Raw genomic sequence first — 17,873 nt, forward strand, 5'->3', positions numbered from 1 at the left:
ACCCATGAATACGTGGCGGAGCAGGCGAATCGTCTCACCTCACCGCGCCGAAGGAGCGGCGCTCGATGGCTGGTTGATGCGCATCCGTCGAACCGCCGTACCCACCGACACGCGTGCAGCTCCGGCCGCACTCCCCCACCGCCGCCGTCGGAGCCGGCCGGGACGCGCCGTCACGCCGCCGGACGGGTCGCGCCCACCAGACGTCAGATCGGTGCAGCGTCCGTCAGCGAAGGCACTTCGTGGGGACGGAGAACCATGAGGGAGTCCTCCAAGGCCGCCACCATCGCGAAGGGGAACCGGTCGAGCTCGAGGCAGAGTTCGACATCGTCGGGGTGGACTCCCTGACGCACCCCGTCGGCCAGCTCGCCGGCGGCCCGTGACTCGCCGGCACGGCGCAGGAACTCGGCAGCGTCCGTCGCGGCGTCCGCAGCTCTCCGGGCGATGTACTGAGCGCACGCCAGGTCTTCGTCGGCCCGCCCGTCCTCACCGGTCACCACGAACGTGACGCCGTCGCAGCCGCGTGTGCGCAGGCACTGCGCCGTCGCCTCCGCCACCACGAAGCCGGCGCACAGCACCAGCGACGCCTCCTTGACGGCGAGCGCCCCGACCGTCCCTGCCGTGGTCTTCTGCACGACGGTACGCCCGCCAAGGTCCGTGGACCGCAACATGCCCGGCGAGTTGACGGCGTCGAATCCGGGCGCCGGGGGACCGTCCTTCAGCGCCACCCAATCCGGGTGGCGCCCCTTGAGCTCCAGGGCCGCGTCCAGCGACTCGGCGAGAACGATCTTCTCAGCGCCCCGGGCGAACGCCCAGGCGGCGACCGTGAAGGCGCGCATCACGTCGACGACGACCGCTACGGAGGGGACTTCGGTCAACTCGGCGATCCCAAGGAAACGGGTGTCCATCCGACCATGATCACTCCTGCACCACCCGGGGCGCCGGAACAGTGGCGCACCTCACGTCGAAGGTGTCGAAGCACCGCTCGCAGACCGCTGGGAGGGGGCTGCACCGGCATCACTGCCGCCGGGTCGTCGCGTTTCGACGCGAGGCGGCGAGGGCGCGAGGTCGCGGTCGCGGTCGCGAAGAGGGGCGCTTTGGGCATCCTCAAAAGTCTACGCGCGTAGCGGTCAGTCTCGGTATATCGGAAGACACCAGCCGCAACAGGCGCAGTTGGAGCAAGGGCCACAATCGTTGGTCAGGGCACGCAAAACGTCCTGGGGCGGGGGAGAATTCCGGACGCACATTGTCCAAAAAGATCAGAGGAAACATCCGTGCGACCAAGACTCTTCGGCACGGCAGCCTCCGTGGCCGCACTCGGACTACTCGGCTCCCTCGTCACGGCCTGCGGCTCGTCCACGGGCGACGGAGGAACGACACTGCGCCTGGTGGCCGCCGAGTACGGTGACACCCCGGCAACCAGCTCCAAGGCGTACTGGGACAAGCTCACGGCCGCCTTCAGCGCCGCTCACCCCGGCACGCACATCGAGGTGACGCTCTATCCCTGGGCCGACGTCGACCGCGAGGTCACGCGCATGGTGCAAGAAGACAACGCCCCGGACGTGGCACTCATGGGCGCCTACTCCGACTTCGCCGCGCAGGGCCGCCTGTACGCCGCCGACGAAGTGCTGTCGATCCGGGCGGAGGCGAGCTTCCTGCCTCCGCTCGCCGAGGCGGGCTCGATCGACAGCACCCTCTACGGCCTGCCCTTCGTGGCCAGCAGCCGGCTCCTCTTCTACAACGAGGAGCTCTTCGACAAGGCAGGAGCGGAGCCGCCGAAGACCTGGTCCGGCCTGAAGGCCGCGGCCAAGGCGCTGAAGAAGGAGGGTGTGCCCTACCCGTACGCCCTCCCGCTCGGCCCCGAGGAGGCGCATGCCGAGGCCCTGATCTGGGAACTGAGCAACGGCGGCGGGTACACCGACACCCGCGGCGGGTACAGCATCGCGTCCGACCGGAACGCGCAGACGTTCCAATGGATCAGGAACAACCTGGTCACCCCCGGCCTCACCGGCCCGGTCCCGCCCGCCCAGCTCAATCGGCAGGACGCCTTCGCCGCGTTCCTGCGCGGCGACGTCGGCATGGTCAACGGCTACCCCTCGCTCCTCCACGAGGCGAGGGCGCAGGGCATGAAGGTCGGCACCTTGAGCATGCCGGTGTCGGACACGCTGGACGACGGCGAGACGCCGCCCTCGGCCGGCGTCGCCGACTGGATGATGGCCTTCAAGCACGACGACAACCGCAAACTGGTCGGGGAGTTCCTGGACTTCGTCTACGAGGACAAGAACCTCCTCGAGTTCGCCGGGCGCTACCACCTGCTGCCCTCCACGTTCTCGGCCACCCAGGCGTCGCAGGACGGGGCGGCCGACCCCAGCGTCGAGCAGTTCCTGACCGCACTGCGGGTCTCCCAGCTGTACCCGGTCAACGAGCCGTCCTGGCTTCAGGTCAGCAACACCATCAAGCAGAACATCGGCAAGGCCGTCGCGCCGACCGCCGACCCGAAGGCCGTGCTGGAGGACATCGCCCGGCAGGCGGACGACATCGCGAAGCGGAGCTGAGGCTCCGGGATCAGGATCCGTGGGGGATGACCTCCTCCCTTCCCCACTGTCGAATCCTCCTCCCCCTCGTCGGGGCCTCTCCCTGTCGCCGGAGTTGACGTCGGTTCCCGCTCCCCGGTTCTTCCAGGTGCGGTCCGCTCCACTTCTCCATCCGCTTCTCTCCGTGGCCCACTCCTACGCGGCCACCCACCCTTACGCCGGCGTCTACCGGACGCCCGCCCCGTCGCCCGCTCCGTGCCCACAAGGCATACAGGGCGACAACCGTGGCGTGCCGTACCGCGCGAGCCGACAGCGGCCGAGCAATGCCGCACGGCCTGACCGGCTCTGATGCGAACCGGCCGCGGACCGCGGGAGCGCGCACCCCCGTGAGCCATGACCCCGCGTCAGTCCGGGTCCACGCGCTGACAGCATGGCCGCATGACACACGACGATCTCGACAGGCTGTTCGCCTCCCCGACGGCCCTGCTCGATGCCCGGCCCGAGGGCTTGCGGGACCTGCCCGCCGACGGCGGCGGGGCGGGCCGCGAAGCCTTCGCCCAGGCCGTCACGATCCTCGACGGCGCCGAAGTGCCGCGGGCGGAGTTCGCCTCGTGGCTGCACTTCGGTGCGAAGGTGCTGGGCCACGACGCCTACGCGGATCTCGTCGCCGAGGCCGAACCGGGTATGCCGTGGCGGACCGTCTGGGCATGGTGGCGCCCGGTCGGCGCCTACCGGGCCAAGCCGAATCTGAGCGGCGATGCCGACGTCCAGGTCCACGAGGCGCAGGACGGGCGCCTGTTGCTGAAGCTGTGGGCGCAGTACACGCAGGAGCGCTGGCTCGATCCTGCTACCGGGAAAGAGGTCCCCGCGCCCGCCGACGGCGAGTTCGCCGAGCGGCCGTACGGCGCCCCCGCCGACGGTCCCGTGCCGTTCGACCCGGACGAGGACCACGGTCTCCATCAGCCCGGGACCTGGGAGGAGCCCGTACCGTTGGGAGGCGGCCGCGTCGTGCTCTTCGAGCCGCGCGGTGTCGTGGTCCTGGAGCACAACGGCGCGGGCCCCCACCGAGGTGAAGGCGCCGACGCAGTCCGCTGGGGCGAGCGCGGACCGTGGTTCACGGGGCCGGGCGCGGCCGGGACCCCTCTGGACGCCGCCCGCATGGAGGAGGCCTTCGACGCGGACGGGACGGTACGGCTGACGCAGGAGCAGTTGCCCGCCGCGCTCACGCACGCGCCCACCCGGCAGCTCGCCGTGACGGCGGGGCTGCCGACCTGGTTCGCCGCGGGTGTCGCGACGTTCACGCTGGCCTGGGCCGACGGGAAGGCGCACGGGTCGGCGCCAGACGAGCACGGCCTGCTGCACCTGGGCACGTTCGAGCTGGCGTACGCCGACACCGGCCGGGTGCTCGTCCACCCCGACACGGGCGCCGTGTCCATGGTGCGCAACGGCGAGGGTCCGTTCCCCTTCGCCCGTGACACCGAGACGTTCGTACGACTGCTGGAGGCCGTGTACCGCTTCATGGGTGCCTGTTGGAACGCGTACCCGGGCGAGGACGGCAGGCAGGACTTCCTCCTGGAGGTTGCCGCTCTCGAGCCCCTCACGGTGGACGAGGAGTGTCCCGCGCAGGACGTGTGGGAGCACCTGTTCGCGGCCGTCGTCGAGCTCGGTCCGTGGGGTTTCTGACCTCCGTTGTGCGGCGTCCTCCCCCGGCGCCGGCTGGACCCGGGGGCCGGGATTCCCTGCCGCCCGGCGTCGGCACGTCCTGCCGGCCGGTGAGGCGGCGCGTCGGCGTTCGACGGCCGAGGACCGCCGGACGTCGGCGCCGGGCAACGCCGGGACGGACCTCTGGCGCCCACTCCGCGGCCCGGGTTCCGGGGGGCCGACCGCGTTGTCAGTGGCCCTCGTTAATCTCCCCTCATATCGCGGCTCAGGGGCGTCGTTCCCCTTGGTTCGGGCTGCGCTGACATCTCATGGACAGGCGGAGGGGCGCGGCTGATGGCGTGGCTGGCAGCGGGTGAGGGGTACGAGATCACCCTCGAGGACGGGCGTGTGGTCGCACGGCGCGCCGGGGGGCGGCAGTTGAAGACGCTGCCGAAGGCGGTGCGCGACAGTGCCGAGGCCGACATGCTGAAGCAGCTCGCCGAGTGGCTGGACCGGCACGCGGCTTCGTGCGTGGCCCAGGTGGACGCCTGGATGGTGTCGTCGCTGCCGGTTCCGACCGAGCTGATCGCGCGGGTGTGGCCGGACGCGGCATGGCAGGCCGCGCTGCGCGACATGGCCGTCGTGGGCGACGACCCGGACGAGGTCGGCTTCCTTAGGGACGTCACCGCGGACGGCGAGCTCAAGGTGGTCGACCTGGACGGTGAGACCGTGCGTCTTTCGCCGCGCACGGTGACCCTCCCCCATCCCGTGCTCCTGCCGGACCTGGACGACGTGCGGGACTTCGCGGCCGACCTCGGCATCACCCAGAAGGTGGAGCAGATCCACCGGGCCACCTGGGAGCGGCCAGACGGGTCGGACGCCGGGCGTCCGGGGACGGCGACGGCGACCGCGACCGCGACGGAGGTGCGGGACTACGCGGGCGGGAAGTTCGCCTCGCGGTTCGGTCTCGCCGCGCGCGCCACGGGCCTCGGCTACCGGGTGTCCGGTGGCTACGCGACGTGCAAGGTGCGCGACGGCGGCCGCAGCACGGAGGCGTCGGTGTGGATCGGCGAGCCGTACTGGGACGGGGAGTCGGAGACCGGCGCGCTGAGCTGGCACGACGAGGACGGCCGCGCGGTGCGGCTGGCCGAGGTCGGGCCGGTGGCCTGGTCCGAGGGGATGCGCATGGCCGCTGCGCTGTACGCCGGCCGCACGATCGAAGAGGGTGGGGAAGCGTGAGCGGCACGGGTGTGAACGACAACGGGGAGCTGCTCGCGGCGGGGGCGGTGCTGCCGGCCGACGCACAGGGAGCGGGTCCTTCGGCGGTCGAGCTGACCGCGCGGACCTACCGCCACGCGGTGCTCGGTGAGGACCGGGTCGTCGTGCGGCTGGCCGCGGCCGAACTCGGCCCGGCCGAGGACCTCGCCGCCGGTTTCCTCGGTCTCGAGCTCCAGGGCGAGCCCGCCGTGGTCGGTCTCGGTCGGCGCCGGGAACTCGGCTTCCCCGAGTGGGTCCTGGTGCACCACCCGGAGGACGGGCACCATGCCCTCGCGGTCGTGCCGGAGCTGGACCGGCTGGCCCGGCAGGCCAAGAGCAAGCCCAAGGCGGCGCTGGACGCGTGCCACGAGCTGGCGGGGCGGCTCGCCTCGGCCGTGCCGCACTTCCTGCCCGTCTTCTACGAGCAGGCCGCGCGGGTCTTCCTGGCCGTCGAGAACACCACGTACGCCGGCCAGTTGTTCGGCCGTGCCCGTACGAGCGAGGCGCAGCACGGGCTGACGGTCGACGAGGACCGGCTGGACGCCGTGTTCCTGGAGTTCGCGCTGGCCGGCGCCCTGCCGGTGAAGGTCCTCGCCGGTTACGGCAAGGACCTGTCGGCGCGGCTCGCGCCCGTCGAGGCGTACGAGCGCTTCCGGCGCCTGTGCGTACGCCGGACGGCCGGCGGCCTCGCGCCGTCCGCCCAGGCCGCGGTGGAGCTGAAGCGGCTCGCTCGTGCCGCGGCCCTGCCCGGCGACGAGGCCGAGCAGGACTACCTCGCCGAGATCCTGCCGCTGCCTGCCACCTTGCGGGCGGCCGCCGGCTGGTGGAAGTCACACCGCGGCGCGCTGGTGGCGCTGGCCCGGCGCGTTCCGTCGGTGCGGGGCACGCTCTTGTCGATGACCCTGCCGGGGGACAACGGCGACATGGCCGAGACGTGGCTCGGGGTGCTGGCGGAGTCGGGGGCCGACGCCGGTCTGACGGAGGCGGACCTGCCGCAGGAGGAGCGGTGCTCCGACGGTGCCGCGGGCTGGCTGGAGCGCTTCCACGCCGCCCGGCACCGCGGTTGGGGTCCGCGCCCCACGCCGCCTGCCCTGCTGGAGCTGGTGGAGCGGGCGGCCGGCCGGCTGCGTGCCGATCTGGCGGCGCGGCCCGAGGGCGAGCGGTGCCTGCGCATCGGTGTGGAGGACGCGAATGTGCTGGACCTCCTGCTCTCCTTGGGGATCGCGGTCGCCGATCCCGAGGAGGAGGACGGACGCGGTCGGCGCGGCGACGCCCTGAACCTGTCGGACTGGGCGCGCGGCGCGGAGCCGCGGGACCTGGTCGCGCTGGCGGCCGACCCTCGATTCCGGCCCGCCTTCCGGCGCGGGGCGAACGGCTACAACAGCGCGTCCTCCGGTGCGGACGTCATGCGGCGGCTGGCCGCCTCGCCGGGCGGGCGCCCGATGCTCACCGAGTGGATGCGGGAGGTGGCCGTCTCGTCGGTGGCGGCCGGGCTGCCCGGGCTGCCGGGTGCGATCGAGCGGCTCTCGTGGCTGCCCTCCGAGGCACTCGCGCTCGCGCCGCAGGAGGTCGCGGCCGCGGCCGGGGCCGATCTCGGCGAGACCGTGGCACGCACCCTGCGCGGCGGACTGTGGGAGGAGCTGCGCTGGCCGGCGTGGGAGGAGGCGCTGTCGGAGCTGGCGCCCGGGCAGTACAGCACCGACGGCCTGACCGTCGTCGAGGCCTGGCCGTACCTGATCGTGGCCAACGCGACGCAGGTGCGCGTCATCGACGCGGACACCACCGTTCTCGTCCACGATCTGCGGGTGCCCTCGGGGTCGGTGTGGCGGACCGGCTTCCACTACGTGGACGGTGCGCTGCTGGTGTTCTGGAGCACCTACGGTCAGAGCGAACCGCAGGGCTACTGGCACACCGCGCCGGACACGGTGTTCGGCCTCGCCGGCACCGACTACTGGACCATGCGTTCGCAGCACCTCAGTCTGCCGTTGCCCGGCGGCGGGCGCACCACCGGCGGCGGGGTCCTGCACAGCGGCGACACGAAGCTGCCCGGGGAGCTGCCGCTGGTGTCCGACGGCACGTCGTACTGGGTGTGGCAGAGCGGTTCCGGCGAGGACCGGGGCGGCTGGGTGGAGTACGACCCGGTAGGCGGCGCGTACGGGCGACGTTCGCAGCCCGGATTCCTCGCGGACGCGCTGCTGCGGCACGCACCCGGGGCCGAGCTGTCCGCAGGCTCGTCCTGGCTGCGGCCCGCCCCGACCGTGGAGGGTTCGGCACAGGGAGCGCCCGTGGACGGGCTCCTGGGGTGGCGTGTCGTGCGGCTGCCCGACGGCAGCCGTCACGGCGAGGACACCACCGGACGGTTCGTCACGCTGCCGAAGGACGCCGGCGAGCCGGTCGCCGCGCTGACGTTCCCGGGCGACGACCGGCCGCGGGCCCTGACCCAGCAGTGGCGCGAGCTGTCGCTCAGCGACCCCGAGGGCGTCGTCACGACCACCGCCCGGTGCGACCACCGCAACGAGCTGTACGGGACCGCGGGTCAGGCCCTGCCGCCGGTGCCGTATCTGTACATGCTGCGCGCGCGTGATCCGCAGGGGTCGGCGGCCCTGCGAGGGGCCGACGCGGAGTCGGCCGGCGTCCTGCTGAAGGCGGCCGCGCTGGCCGAGCGGGCGGCGGACCTGCCGGAGCTGGTGGCCGCGGCGCTGCCGCAGGTCTCGGCGCCCGAGCTGATCGCCGGCGTGGTGAAGGTGCTGCGCTTCGCGGTGCGGCAGCAGAAGGCGCTGGACGCGGTGGCCGCGCGACTCGACCCGGCCGCCGAGCAGGCTCAGCCCCGGGTCCAGGGGCCGAGCGACCAGGTGATCGGCAAGGCGCTGCACGGCATCGTCGGCGCCGGCTACTACCGCTACGGCGCGGACAGCGACGCGACCCACCGTTACCTGGAGGCGCTGGCGTCCGTACGGGCGGACACCGCGGCCGAAGCGAAGCCGGGCCGGCTGCACTTCGACCTGCCGTCGCTGCCGTACACCGGGCTGCCGTTCGCCTCGCTCCTGGACGAGCCCGCCGCGATCGCCTACCGCGCCGTCGCGCCCGGCAGCGACCCCGCGCACCGTGAGGCCCTGCTCGGTCTCCTCGACCGGGTCGACGCCCTGGGGCTGGCCTCGACCGCGGCCTCGGCCGGTCACTGGCGCCGGGTCCTGGTGCACCTGACGGCGCCCCACCTGCGCACCCCGGACGGACAGGAGCGCAATGTCTCGCACCGCAGTGTGCTGCCCCTGGGCGGCGGCGCGGCGCTCGGCATCACCGAGCACACGTCGAGCGTCGCCGACGGGCAGGAGTTCGGTGCGCTGTTCCACGACCCGAGCGGGCGTTTCGAGGTGCCCGGGCCGTACACGGTGCGCGGTGACGCGCTCGTGGGCGACCGGGTGCGCGGCGCCGACTGGCTGACCGGCTTCCTGCGGGAGGCGCGCTCCCGCGCCGAGGCGCCGTTCCTGGCGGAGGCCGCCGACGAGTTCAGCCGCCTCACCGGCGTGTCCGGTGCGCTGGCCCGGATCGTTCTGGTGGGCATGCCCGACGTGGACAGCTGGGAGAACAACTTCCTGCCGACCGAGCTGCGCAAGGCCCTCGGACTGAAGGTGGCCGAGGCAGGGCACGCCCGCGACGAGCTGCGCGCGCTCACGGTCGAGGTGCGCCGGGCGGTGCTCGCGGCGCTCCTGCCCGACGAGCCGGCGCGGCTGTGGACCGAGGGCCCGGACGTCGCCTCGGCGGCGGCCGTGTGGAACGAGAAGGTGGGGCGGCGCCGACAGGTGCCCGACTGGCTGGCGGCGGAGGCCGCGCGCGCCGCGCGCAGTGGCTGGCCCGTCCACCGGGCGCTCCCGGCGCTGCTGGACCCGGCGGCGTCGCCGGAGCTCGGCGTCGACGTGGCGTGGCGCATCGAGGGCGACCACCCGGCGACGGTGGCCCCCGCCGAGGCGCCGTTCACCTCGTCGGTACTGGCCGGCGCGATGAGTCTGGCGGCCTGGCTGGCCCACCGGCTGCCGGCCGGCGATCCGGTACGGGCGGCGCTGCCGAGTGCTCTGACCGCCGTTCGGCAGCGACTGGCGGCACCCGAACTGCTGCTCTCCGCCGGGCATTACACGAGCCTCGCGGACTTCAGGAAGGTGGCCGGCGCGCCGACGGAGACGGCCCCTGACCACGAGCGGTACGGAGCGGTGCTCATGGCGACGCAGGACGGCCAGCCCCAGCCCGCCGTACGGCCCGCCCTCCTGGACTCGACCGGGTCGGACCCGTATCTGGTGGCGCTGCGCGGCGCGGACCAGCAGCCGACCGGCGTCGAGACCGCCCTGCGGCGTGCGCACGACCCGGCGTTCGCCCGTCTCCTGGCGGACCCGGGCGCGCCCGCGGCCGGTGAGGCGGACGACGAGGGCATGTGGTGGCCGCAGGATCCGGCGCGTTCGGTGCCCGGGTTGGTGGCCGAGGTCGCCGGGACCCACGGCCTGGGCGCCGACGCGGCGACGCTGTACCTGATGCTGCTGGCCATGCCCGACCCGACGGACCGCAACACCGCGCGGTGGACGGGGTGGAAGCCGGCCCGCCTCAAGGCGGCGCGGGCCGAGCTGGCGGACACCGAGCTGGTGGTGTCGGCTGTACGGGCCCGGGCGGGACGCGCGCTGTTCCTGCCCGGCGCCTGGGCCGAGCAGTCCTCACCGCTCCTGCCCGTCGAGCAGTGGAAGCTGCCGATGTACGGGGTGGTCACGGGCAACCGGCCGGCGCTGGGGGCGCTGGTCCCGATCGAGCCGGCCGTGGAGCTGTTCACGCGGGCGTGGCAGCGGATCCTCGACGGTGACGTCCCGCGCTTCGAGGAGCTGAAGGTCCGGCGTACGAGGCGCCGCCGCTGAGGCACGGCCGTGGAGCCCGGGCCGGTGAGGCACCGCTCGGGCACCGCGCCGACGCGGCTCCGTGGAGGGGCGGGGGGGGGGCCGGCGGCCCCCCCCCTGCGGGGGGCGTCGGGGGGGGCCCGCCCCCCCCCCCCCCGCCCGGCGCCCCCCGCCCCCCCCCCCCCCCGGCCCGGGGGGGGGGGGGGGCCCCCCCCCCCCGGGGGCCCCCCCCCCCGACCCCCTCCTCCTGTACGCCCGCATGTCGAACCATCACGAAGGAATCCCCGAATGACCGTCACCGAAGAGACCGCCCCCGTCCGGCAGGGTCAGCCGGCCGAGGAGCGCCACGCCGCCGAGCTGGCCTTCCTCGCCGCCCAGGACCCCGGCCCGCGGCCGCCCGGCTGGGCGCTCACGCCGCGCGCGGTCGTCACGTTCGTCTGCGGCAGCGACGGCAGGGAGCTGACCTTGCCGGAGCGTCGGCCGGACCTGCCGTCGAAGCTCGTGATCGCCCCGAAGTTCGTCGGAGAACGCGCCCTGGTCGAACGCTGTGTCGTCACGCTCGCGGGAGAGCGCGGGCTGCTGCTCACCGGTGAGCCCGGTACGGCCAAGTCGATGCTGTCGGAGCTCCTCGCGGCCGCCGTCAGCGGGACCAGCGCGCTGACCGTGCAGGGGACGGCGGGCACGACCGAGGATGCCTTCCGCTACGGCTGGAACTACGCCCTGCTGCTCGCCCAGGGCCCGACCCCGCAGGCCCTGGTGGACTCCCCCGTCCTCGCCGCCATGCGGGCCGGGCGCGTCGTGCGGGTCGAGGAGATCACCCGCTGCCTCCCCGAGGTCCAGGACGCCCTCGTGTCCATCCTGTCGGACCGGCGGATCAGCGTGCCCGAACTGACCGCCACCGAGGACGCGGTCGTCCGTGCCGTCCCCGGCTTCACCGTCATCGCCACCGCCAACCTGCGCGACCGGGGCGTCTCCGAGATGTCGGCCGCCCTGAAGCGCCGCTTCAACTTCGAGACCGTGGACCCGATCGCCGACGCCGACGCCGAGGCGGTCCTGATCCGCCGCCAGGCCGTCGCCGCCGTGCAGCGCGCGGGCGCGGCCTTCGCCGTCGACGACGCCGTCCTGGACGCCCTCGTCACCGTCTTCCGCGACCTGCGCTCCGGCCGCTCCACCGAGGGCTGGGACGTGGAGCGGCCCGGCACGGTCATGTCGACCGCCGAGGCCGTGCAGGTGGCGGCCTCGCTGGGAGTCGCCGCCGCCTATCTGCCCGGTGGTGACGTGCTGGACCTGCTGCCGGGCCATCTGCTGGGCGTCGTCCGCAAGGACGACCCGGCCGACCACGCGCGCCTGCTGGGCTACTGGGACGGCCCGGTCCGCCGCCGCGCCGAGAACGGCTCGGCGATGTGGCGCCGTCTCTGGGACCTGCGCGGGAGCCTGCGTTGACGACCGTCGATCCACGAGCGGCGGTGGACGCGCTGGCCGCGTCGCGCGCGCCGTACCTGCTGGGGGTGCGGCACCACAGCCCGGCTCTCGCCGCGGTGGTGCCCGCGCTGCTGGACGAGGCCCGGGCCGAGGTGGTCTGCGTCGAGCTGCCGGCCGATTTCCAGCCCTGGCTGGAGCACCTGGCGGACCCCGAGACCGTCGCCCCGGTCGCTCTGGCCGGGGCGGGCGAGGCCGGACGTCTGTCGTTCTACCCGTTCGCGGACTTCTCGCCGGAGCTCGCGGCGGTCCGCTGGGCCAGGGAGCGCGGGGTGGAGGTCGTCTGCTGCGACCTGCCCCTGGGCGACCCGGGCTGGTCGGCGGAGACACCCGGACCGGTACGCGAGCCGGAAGGGAGCGGGGCCGTGGGCGCGGACGCCGACGCGTGCGCGGGTGCCGCGGGAGCTGCGGGTGCTGCGGGAGCCGCGGGTGCCGCGGGTGCTGCGGGTGCTGCGGGAGCCTCCGCGGCCCCGGGGGCCCCGGAGGCCCCGGAGGCCTCAGAGCCCTCGGGAGCGACCGAGGCTCCCGGCTCCGGTCTCGATGACGGTCGAGGTGACGGCCACGGTATCGACGCGGGTCCCGTCGACGGGACCGCGCAGGGGCGCCGTTCGTACGCCGAGGCGCTCGCCGCGGCGGGGACCGGCCGGGACGGAGACGACCTGTGGGACCGGGCGGTGGAGGTCCTCGCACCGGGGTGCCCGCCGGACGCGGTGCGCCGCGCGGCACTGGGCGTGGGGTGGGCCCTGCGCGCCGACGCCGCCGTACCCGCCACCGACCTGGCGCGGGAGGAACGGATGCGGCAGGTGATCGCCTCCGCCTCGGCGGGCGGTCGCCGAGTGGCAGCCGTGATCGGCGCCTTCCACGCGCCCGCGCTCCTCACGTCCGACCTCCTCTCGTCCGTTCCCCTCGGGGGCGCCGAGGCAGACGCCGGCGCGGACGCCGGCGCGGGGTCGGTGTCGGGCGCGGACTCGCGCGCAGCTTCGGGCACCGCTTCCGAGACTGCTGCGCGTACGACCTCCGAGGCGCTCGACGGCACCACGGCGACCGGCGGGGCCGGGGAAAGCGTCCCCGCGGGGACCGGCGGGACCGGGGAAGACATCCCCGCCGGGACCAACGGGACCAGGGAAGGCGTCCCCGCTGGGACCGACGGTCCGGCGGTGACCTCGCTCGTCCCGTACTCCTTCGACCTGCTCGACTCCCGGTCCGGCTACCCCGCCGGTATCCGCGACCCGTTGTGGCAGCAGGCGGTGCTCGCCGCGGCCGGCGACCCGGAGCGGATCCGTGCGGCGGCCGCCGACGCGGTGACCGGCCTGTGCCGGGAGATGCGCCGTGCGGGTCACACCGCGGGGACCGGCGAGGCCGCCGAGACACTCCGGCTGGCCTGCGACCTGGCCACCCTGCGCGGTCTGCCCGCGCCAGGCCGCGGCGAACTCCTGGAGGCCGTCACCACCGTCCTCGGTCAGGGCGAACCCCTGGGCCGGGGCCGGGCCCTGGCCCGTGCGCTGGAGGCCGTGTTCGTCGGGACGGCGCGCGGCCGGATCAGCCCGCACGCGCCCCGGTCCGGGCTCGGCCCCTCGGTCGAGGAGGAGCTCGCGGAACTGCGGCTGCCCCGCCCGGACGACCCCGACCGCCGCGACCTGCGCCTCGACCCGCTCCGTTCGCCCCTGGACGGCCGGCGCGAGGTGCTGCTCCAGCGCCTGCTCGTCATCGGGGCCTCCTACGGCGAGCCGCTCGCCGTGGCGAGCACGGGCGACGGCACGGCGCTCGGCACCAAATGGCGTGCGACATGGACGCCGTCCGTGCCCGCGCGCCTGGACCTCGCGGGAGTGCGCGGAGTCACCGCGGCCCAGGCCGCGGCCGGCACGCTCGCCGCGACCGCGCGCCGCGAGGCCGCCGAGGGCGGCCCCACCCCGGACCAGGTCCTGGCCGGGCTGGCCGCCGCAGCGCGCTGCGACCTGCCCGAACTGGTCGACGCGCGGTTGCGCGAGGCTTCCGCCGTGCTGCCCGACAGCGCCGATCTGCCCGTGCTCCTTCAGGCCCTTGACCTGTTGGAGGGGCTGCGGCGCGGCCACTTTCCCGGCACGACGCGGGACACCCGCACCAGGGCCGGCGCGCTCTCGGAGGAGCTGCTGGAGGCCGCCGTCCGGTCCCTCCCCGGTCTCGCCGGGAGCGACAGCACGGCCGACGCGGGGGCGCTGGTGGCGCTGGCGGAGCGGGCGGCCGCACGTCATCTGGGTCTCCGGCTGGACCGGGCCCTGGCCGAACTTGCCGCAGACGGCTCCCCGCTCGTCCAGGGGGCAGCCCTCGCCGTCCGGGTCCTGCTCGACCTGGACGACGCGGCCGGCCTGGGCGAGCGCACGGCCGGCTGGATCGACGGGGCCACGGCTCCCGAGACGCGCCGGGCGCTGACGAAGCGTCTCGCCGGACTGCTCACCGCGGCAGGACCCCTGCTGCAGGCCTCACCGGACGCGCTCACCCCTCTCCTGGACCGGGTCGACGAGCTGGCCGACCAGGAGTTCCTCGACCGGCTGCCGGCCCTGCGCGGCGGCTTCGACACCCTGGCACCGGCCGCGCGCGACCGGCTGCTCACCACCGTGACGGAACGGCTCGGCGACCCTCTCGACCTCTCGCTCGACGCCCCGCCGGAGCTGCTCGGCCTGTGGGCGGCGGCCGACGCGGCCGGCACGGCCGCGCTGAAGGCCCTCGGTCTGCCGGGGACTGACGCCTCCGACGGCCCCCGGCCCGTGGCACCCGCAACCGCACCCGCACCCGCACCCGGCACCGCCATTACCACCGCCACCGCCACTACCACTACCACCGCCACCGCCACCGCCACCGCCACCGGAGAACTCGCCCCCGGATCCCCGGAGGAGGCGCTGACGGATGCGCTCACCGACGCGCCCCCGGCCACGCCCTCGGCGGACACCGCTGCCACGGCGGACGCGGACCGGCGGCTCGACCGCACCGACCGCTGGCGGCTGCTCCTCGGCCGCCACAAGGATCGGCTCGCCGGGGACGCGCGCCGCTACGCCCACGCCCTGGACGAGCTCTACGGCCGCGGGCGCGGCGAGGGTGCGCAGGACCTCGACGGGGGCGCATCCGGCCAGGGTGGCGGCCAGGACCCGTCGTTCCCCACGGCCCGGGAGTGGGCACAGGAGCTGGAGGCCCTCTTCGGCGCCGACGTACGCGAGGAAGTGCTCGCGGACGCGGCCGACGCGGGGCGCACCGACGTGCTCGCGCAGCTCGATCCGGCGGCGGTACGGCCTTCGGTGGAACTGCTCGGTTCGGTGCTGTCCCTGGCCGGCGGCATGCCCGAGGCCCAACTCGCCCGGCTGCGGCCGCTGGTGAAACGGCTCGTGGACGAGCTGGCCCGGGAGCTGGCCACCCGACTGCGCCCGGCGCTCTCGGGCCTGGCCACCCCGCGCCCCACCCGGCGGCCCGGCGGACGCCTCGACCTGGCGCGCACCCTGCGGGCCAACCTCGCCCACACCCGGCGCACGGAGGACGGCCGACTCGTCGTCGTACCGGAGCGCCCGCTGTTCAGCACGCGGGCGAACCGGGAGGCGGACTGGCGCCTGATCCTCGTGGTCGACGTCTCCGGCTCGATGGAGGCATCGGTGATCTGGTCGGCGCTGACGGCCGCCGTCCTGGGCGGGGTGCCGACCCTGTCCACCCACTTCCTGGCCTTCTCCACCCAGGTGATCGACCTGACCGACCGGGTCGACGATCCGCTGTCGCTGCTGCTGGAGGTCAAGGTCGGCGGCGGTACGCACATCGCGGCCGGACTGGCTCACGCGCGTTCGCTGATCACCGTACCGAGCCGCACGCTGGTCGTCGTGGTCAGCGACTTCGAGGAGGGCGCGCCGCTCGGCGGGCTGTTGGGCGAGGTGCGTGCCCTGGCGTCCTCCGGCGCGCAGCTGCTGGGCTGCGCGGCCCTCGACGACACCGGCACGCCGCGCTACTCGGTGCCGGTGGCACGCCAACTCGTCGCGGCCGGCATGCCCGTGGCCGCCCTCAGTCCGCTCGCCCTCGCCCGCTGGGTGGGCGACCGCCTTCGTGGAGAAGCCCGTTGAGCACCGAACTCCTGCCTCCTGTCGCCCCCGACGTCCTTGCCGACGCGGTGGAGCAGCTCAGTGCACGGCTGCGCAAGAAACTCGACGCGGCGACCGCGGGCTGTGCCGGCCTGGCAGCCACCGCGGCCGACGGATCGGTCGAGGTCCGTCTCGGCGAGGACGCGACGGTCACCCTGCGCCCGGGCCCGTCGGGCGCGGTCACGAGCGCGGAAGAGGCCGTGTGCAGCTGCCTGTTGGCGCCGCGTTGTCTGCACCGGGCCGCGGTCCTGGGCGCGGCCCCTCTCGCCGACCGGGTGGACGAGGGGGGCGAGGAGGGCGAGTCCGAGGCCCCGGACACGGACGGGGCCTCGGACTCGAGAGCGCCCTCCGGCACGGGTTCGGGTACGGCCGCGGGCGCGCCGACGGCCTCGGGACCCGGGGAGCTGGGGGCCTCTCCCCCAGGAGGCGGCGGCTCGCCGAGCACCGGCCCCGGGGCGCCCGCCGAGGCGGCGAGGAGCGGCCGTCGCCGTCCGGCCGACGCGGCGCCGTCCCGAGGCGACGCCGGGGCGGCCGCGTCCGTCGCGCTCACCGCGGCACAGGTCGGCGCCGCCGGGGCCCTGTGGGACGCCGCCGCCGAGGCGCTGTCCGCCGGGGTCGGCGCGGGTGGAGCGGTGGTGCAGGCCGAGCTGCTCCGCGCCGCCCACACCGCCCGGCTGGCCGGGCTCCCGAGGGCCGAGGCCGCCGCGCTGCGTGTCGTGCGGGGCCTGCGGGCCGCGCGGGAGCGCAGCCAGGGGCAGCGCCTCGGCGACCTCGCGGAGGCCTTCCGCGAACTGCTGGCCGGTGCCGCCGTGCTGGCCTCCGGGTCGGCCGACACGGGTGCCGCGGGCTCCGCGCGCCGGGTCTACGAACAGGGCGGCAGCCTGCGGGTGTACGGCCTGTGCCGGGAGCCGGTGCTGTCCGCGACCGGGTACGGCGGCGTCACGACACACCTGGTCGGTGCGGACGGCGCCGGGTACACGGTGTCCGACGTACGTCCCGGTGGCCTCGCCCGTGTGAAGGGTGCGGGCTCCGCGTCCGTGGCGCTCGGCGGCGCCGTCCTGGACCACGCCGGCCTGGCGCGCGGGGGTCTGCGGATCGTCGGCGCGACCGTCTCCGAGGACGGGCGGCTCGGGGCGGGTCGGGGCGTCGGTGCCACGCCGCTGCGGGGGGTGGACTGGTCCGAGGAGCCGGCGGCCGCTCTCTTCGCCCGGCCGGTGCGGGAGGCCATGGCCACCGTGCTCGCCCAGGCCGGCGACGGGGTGGGCGAGCACGGCACTGCGGCGGCGCCGGGTCTGCTGGGCTGTGACGTCGAGGTGATCGGTGCGGCCGGCGACTGCGTCGTCGTACGCGTAGCCGGGGAGGGGCCCCTGCTGCGGCTCCGGGCCGCACACCCCCATCCGGAGCTGCCGCACGCCGCCAACCTGCGCCGTGTCGCCGAACACCCGGGCCTGGCAATGCGCGTGCTCGGCCGTCCGGACCTGGACCGGGCGGCGACCCTGCGGCCGCTGGCGGTCGGGCCGGTGCCGGGGGCGGCGGCCACGCTGCGGCTGCCGGACGAGTGGAAGGGCCGGGCCGACCTGGGCTACGACCGGCTCCAGGGTGAGCACTTTCCCCGCGCGACGACGGAGGCCCCGGCCATCGGGCCGGTGCCGACGGGTCCCGACCCTCTGGCGGACGCGCCTCTGTGGCGGGTGCGGCGTCTGCTGGAGACGGGCGTGGCGGGCGGTCGCCGTGCGGTGGCGGAGTCGGGCCGCGGTACGGACGCGGCCTCGCTCGTGGCCCGGCTGACCCGGGCGGGACTCGGCGGAGCGGCGCACCTCGCGCAGGCCCTGAGGGCAGAGGCGGGCCGTCGCCCGCGCGACGCCTTCGGCCGTCTGACCGACGCCTCGGCCGACGCCTACGCGCGGGCCTGGCTCGCGTCGGCCGTCCATCTGGCGGCGGCGGAAAGGGCGTTGGTGGCGGCGTCCTGGTCCTGAGTACGGCTGAGCCGGCCGGGCGACAAC

At 75.2% G+C, this 17,873-nt stretch carries 8 protein-coding genes; 7 read left to right on the forward strand and 1 reads right to left on the reverse strand.

Annotation, left to right across the window (positions count from 1 at the left end; genetic code table 11):
* Positions 1 to 203 precede the first annotated feature (203 nt).
* Entirely contained in the window at positions 204 to 905 is a 702-nt protein-coding gene (locus tag ACIRQF_RS08845; protein WP_376634303.1) for a 2-phosphosulfolactate phosphatase, read from the reverse strand.
* A gap of 366 nt (positions 906 to 1,271) precedes the next feature.
* On the opposite strand from ACIRQF_RS08845, the gene ACIRQF_RS08850 reads away from it, so the two are divergent.
* From ACIRQF_RS08850 to ACIRQF_RS08880, 7 genes are all read left to right on the forward strand, one after another.
* Positions 1,272 to 2,552: an extracellular solute-binding protein gene (locus ACIRQF_RS08850; protein ID WP_404090140.1), complete on the forward strand. Its 1,281-nt coding sequence runs from the start codon at positions 1,272 to 1,274 to the stop codon at positions 2,550 to 2,552.
* A 417-nt stretch (positions 2,553 to 2,969) separates the two neighbouring features.
* Positions 2,970 to 4,214 carry an SUKH-4 family immunity protein gene (locus tag ACIRQF_RS08855; RefSeq protein WP_404090142.1) on the forward strand — a complete coding sequence of 415 codons (1,245 nt, stop codon included), beginning with the start codon at positions 2,970 to 2,972 and terminating at the stop codon, positions 4,212 to 4,214.
* A 312-nt stretch (positions 4,215 to 4,526) separates the two neighbouring features.
* On the forward strand, positions 4,527 to 5,411 hold the full coding sequence (locus ACIRQF_RS08860) for a DUF4132 domain-containing protein (protein WP_404090144.1): 885 nt from the start codon (positions 4,527 to 4,529) through the stop codon (positions 5,409 to 5,411).
* Positions 5,408 to 10,321, forward strand: a complete 4,914-nt coding sequence (locus ACIRQF_RS08865; RefSeq protein ID WP_404090146.1) for a DNA-binding protein — start codon at positions 5,408 to 5,410, stop codon at positions 10,319 to 10,321. The genes ACIRQF_RS08860 and ACIRQF_RS08865 overlap by 4 nt, the downstream gene beginning before the upstream one ends.
* Before the next feature lie 267 nt (positions 10,322 to 10,588).
* A complete protein-coding gene (locus tag ACIRQF_RS08870; protein ID WP_376634800.1) occupies positions 10,589 to 11,743 on the forward strand; it encodes an AAA family ATPase in 1,155 nt (384 codons plus the stop codon).
* Positions 11,740 to 15,852 (forward strand): DUF5682 family protein, encoded by a 4,113-nt coding sequence (locus ACIRQF_RS08875; protein WP_404090148.1) that lies wholly within the window; start codon positions 11,740 to 11,742, stop codon positions 15,850 to 15,852. Before ACIRQF_RS08870 ends, ACIRQF_RS08875 begins: the two co-directional genes overlap by 4 nt.
* Positions 15,849 to 17,846: a hypothetical protein gene (locus ACIRQF_RS08880; protein WP_404090150.1), complete on the forward strand. Its 1,998-nt coding sequence runs from the start codon at positions 15,849 to 15,851 to the stop codon at positions 17,844 to 17,846. The genes ACIRQF_RS08875 and ACIRQF_RS08880 overlap by 4 nt, the downstream gene beginning before the upstream one ends.
* Positions 17,847 to 17,873 lie beyond the last annotated feature (27 nt).

Origin of the sequence: Streptomyces sp. NPDC101191 (assembly GCF_044767915.1) — a bacterium.
Lineage (GTDB): Bacteria > Actinomycetota > Actinomycetes > Streptomycetales > Streptomycetaceae > Streptomyces.

Excerpts from the sequence above, each read along its gene's own strand:
- ACIRQF_RS08845 (WP_376634303.1), bottom strand. The coding sequence starts at position 905 with ATGGACACCCGTTTCCTTGGGATCGCCGAGTTGACCGAAGTCCCCTCC.
- ACIRQF_RS08855 (WP_404090142.1), top strand. The coding sequence starts at position 2,970 with ATGACACACGACGATCTCGACAGGCTGTTCGCCTCCCCGACGGCCCTG.
- ACIRQF_RS08860 (WP_404090144.1), top strand. The coding sequence starts at position 4,527 with ATGGCGTGGCTGGCAGCGGGTGAGGGGTACGAGATCACCCTCGAGGAC.
- ACIRQF_RS08870 (WP_376634800.1), top strand. The coding sequence starts at position 10,589 with ATGACCGTCACCGAAGAGACCGCCCCCGTCCGGCAGGGTCAGCCGGCC.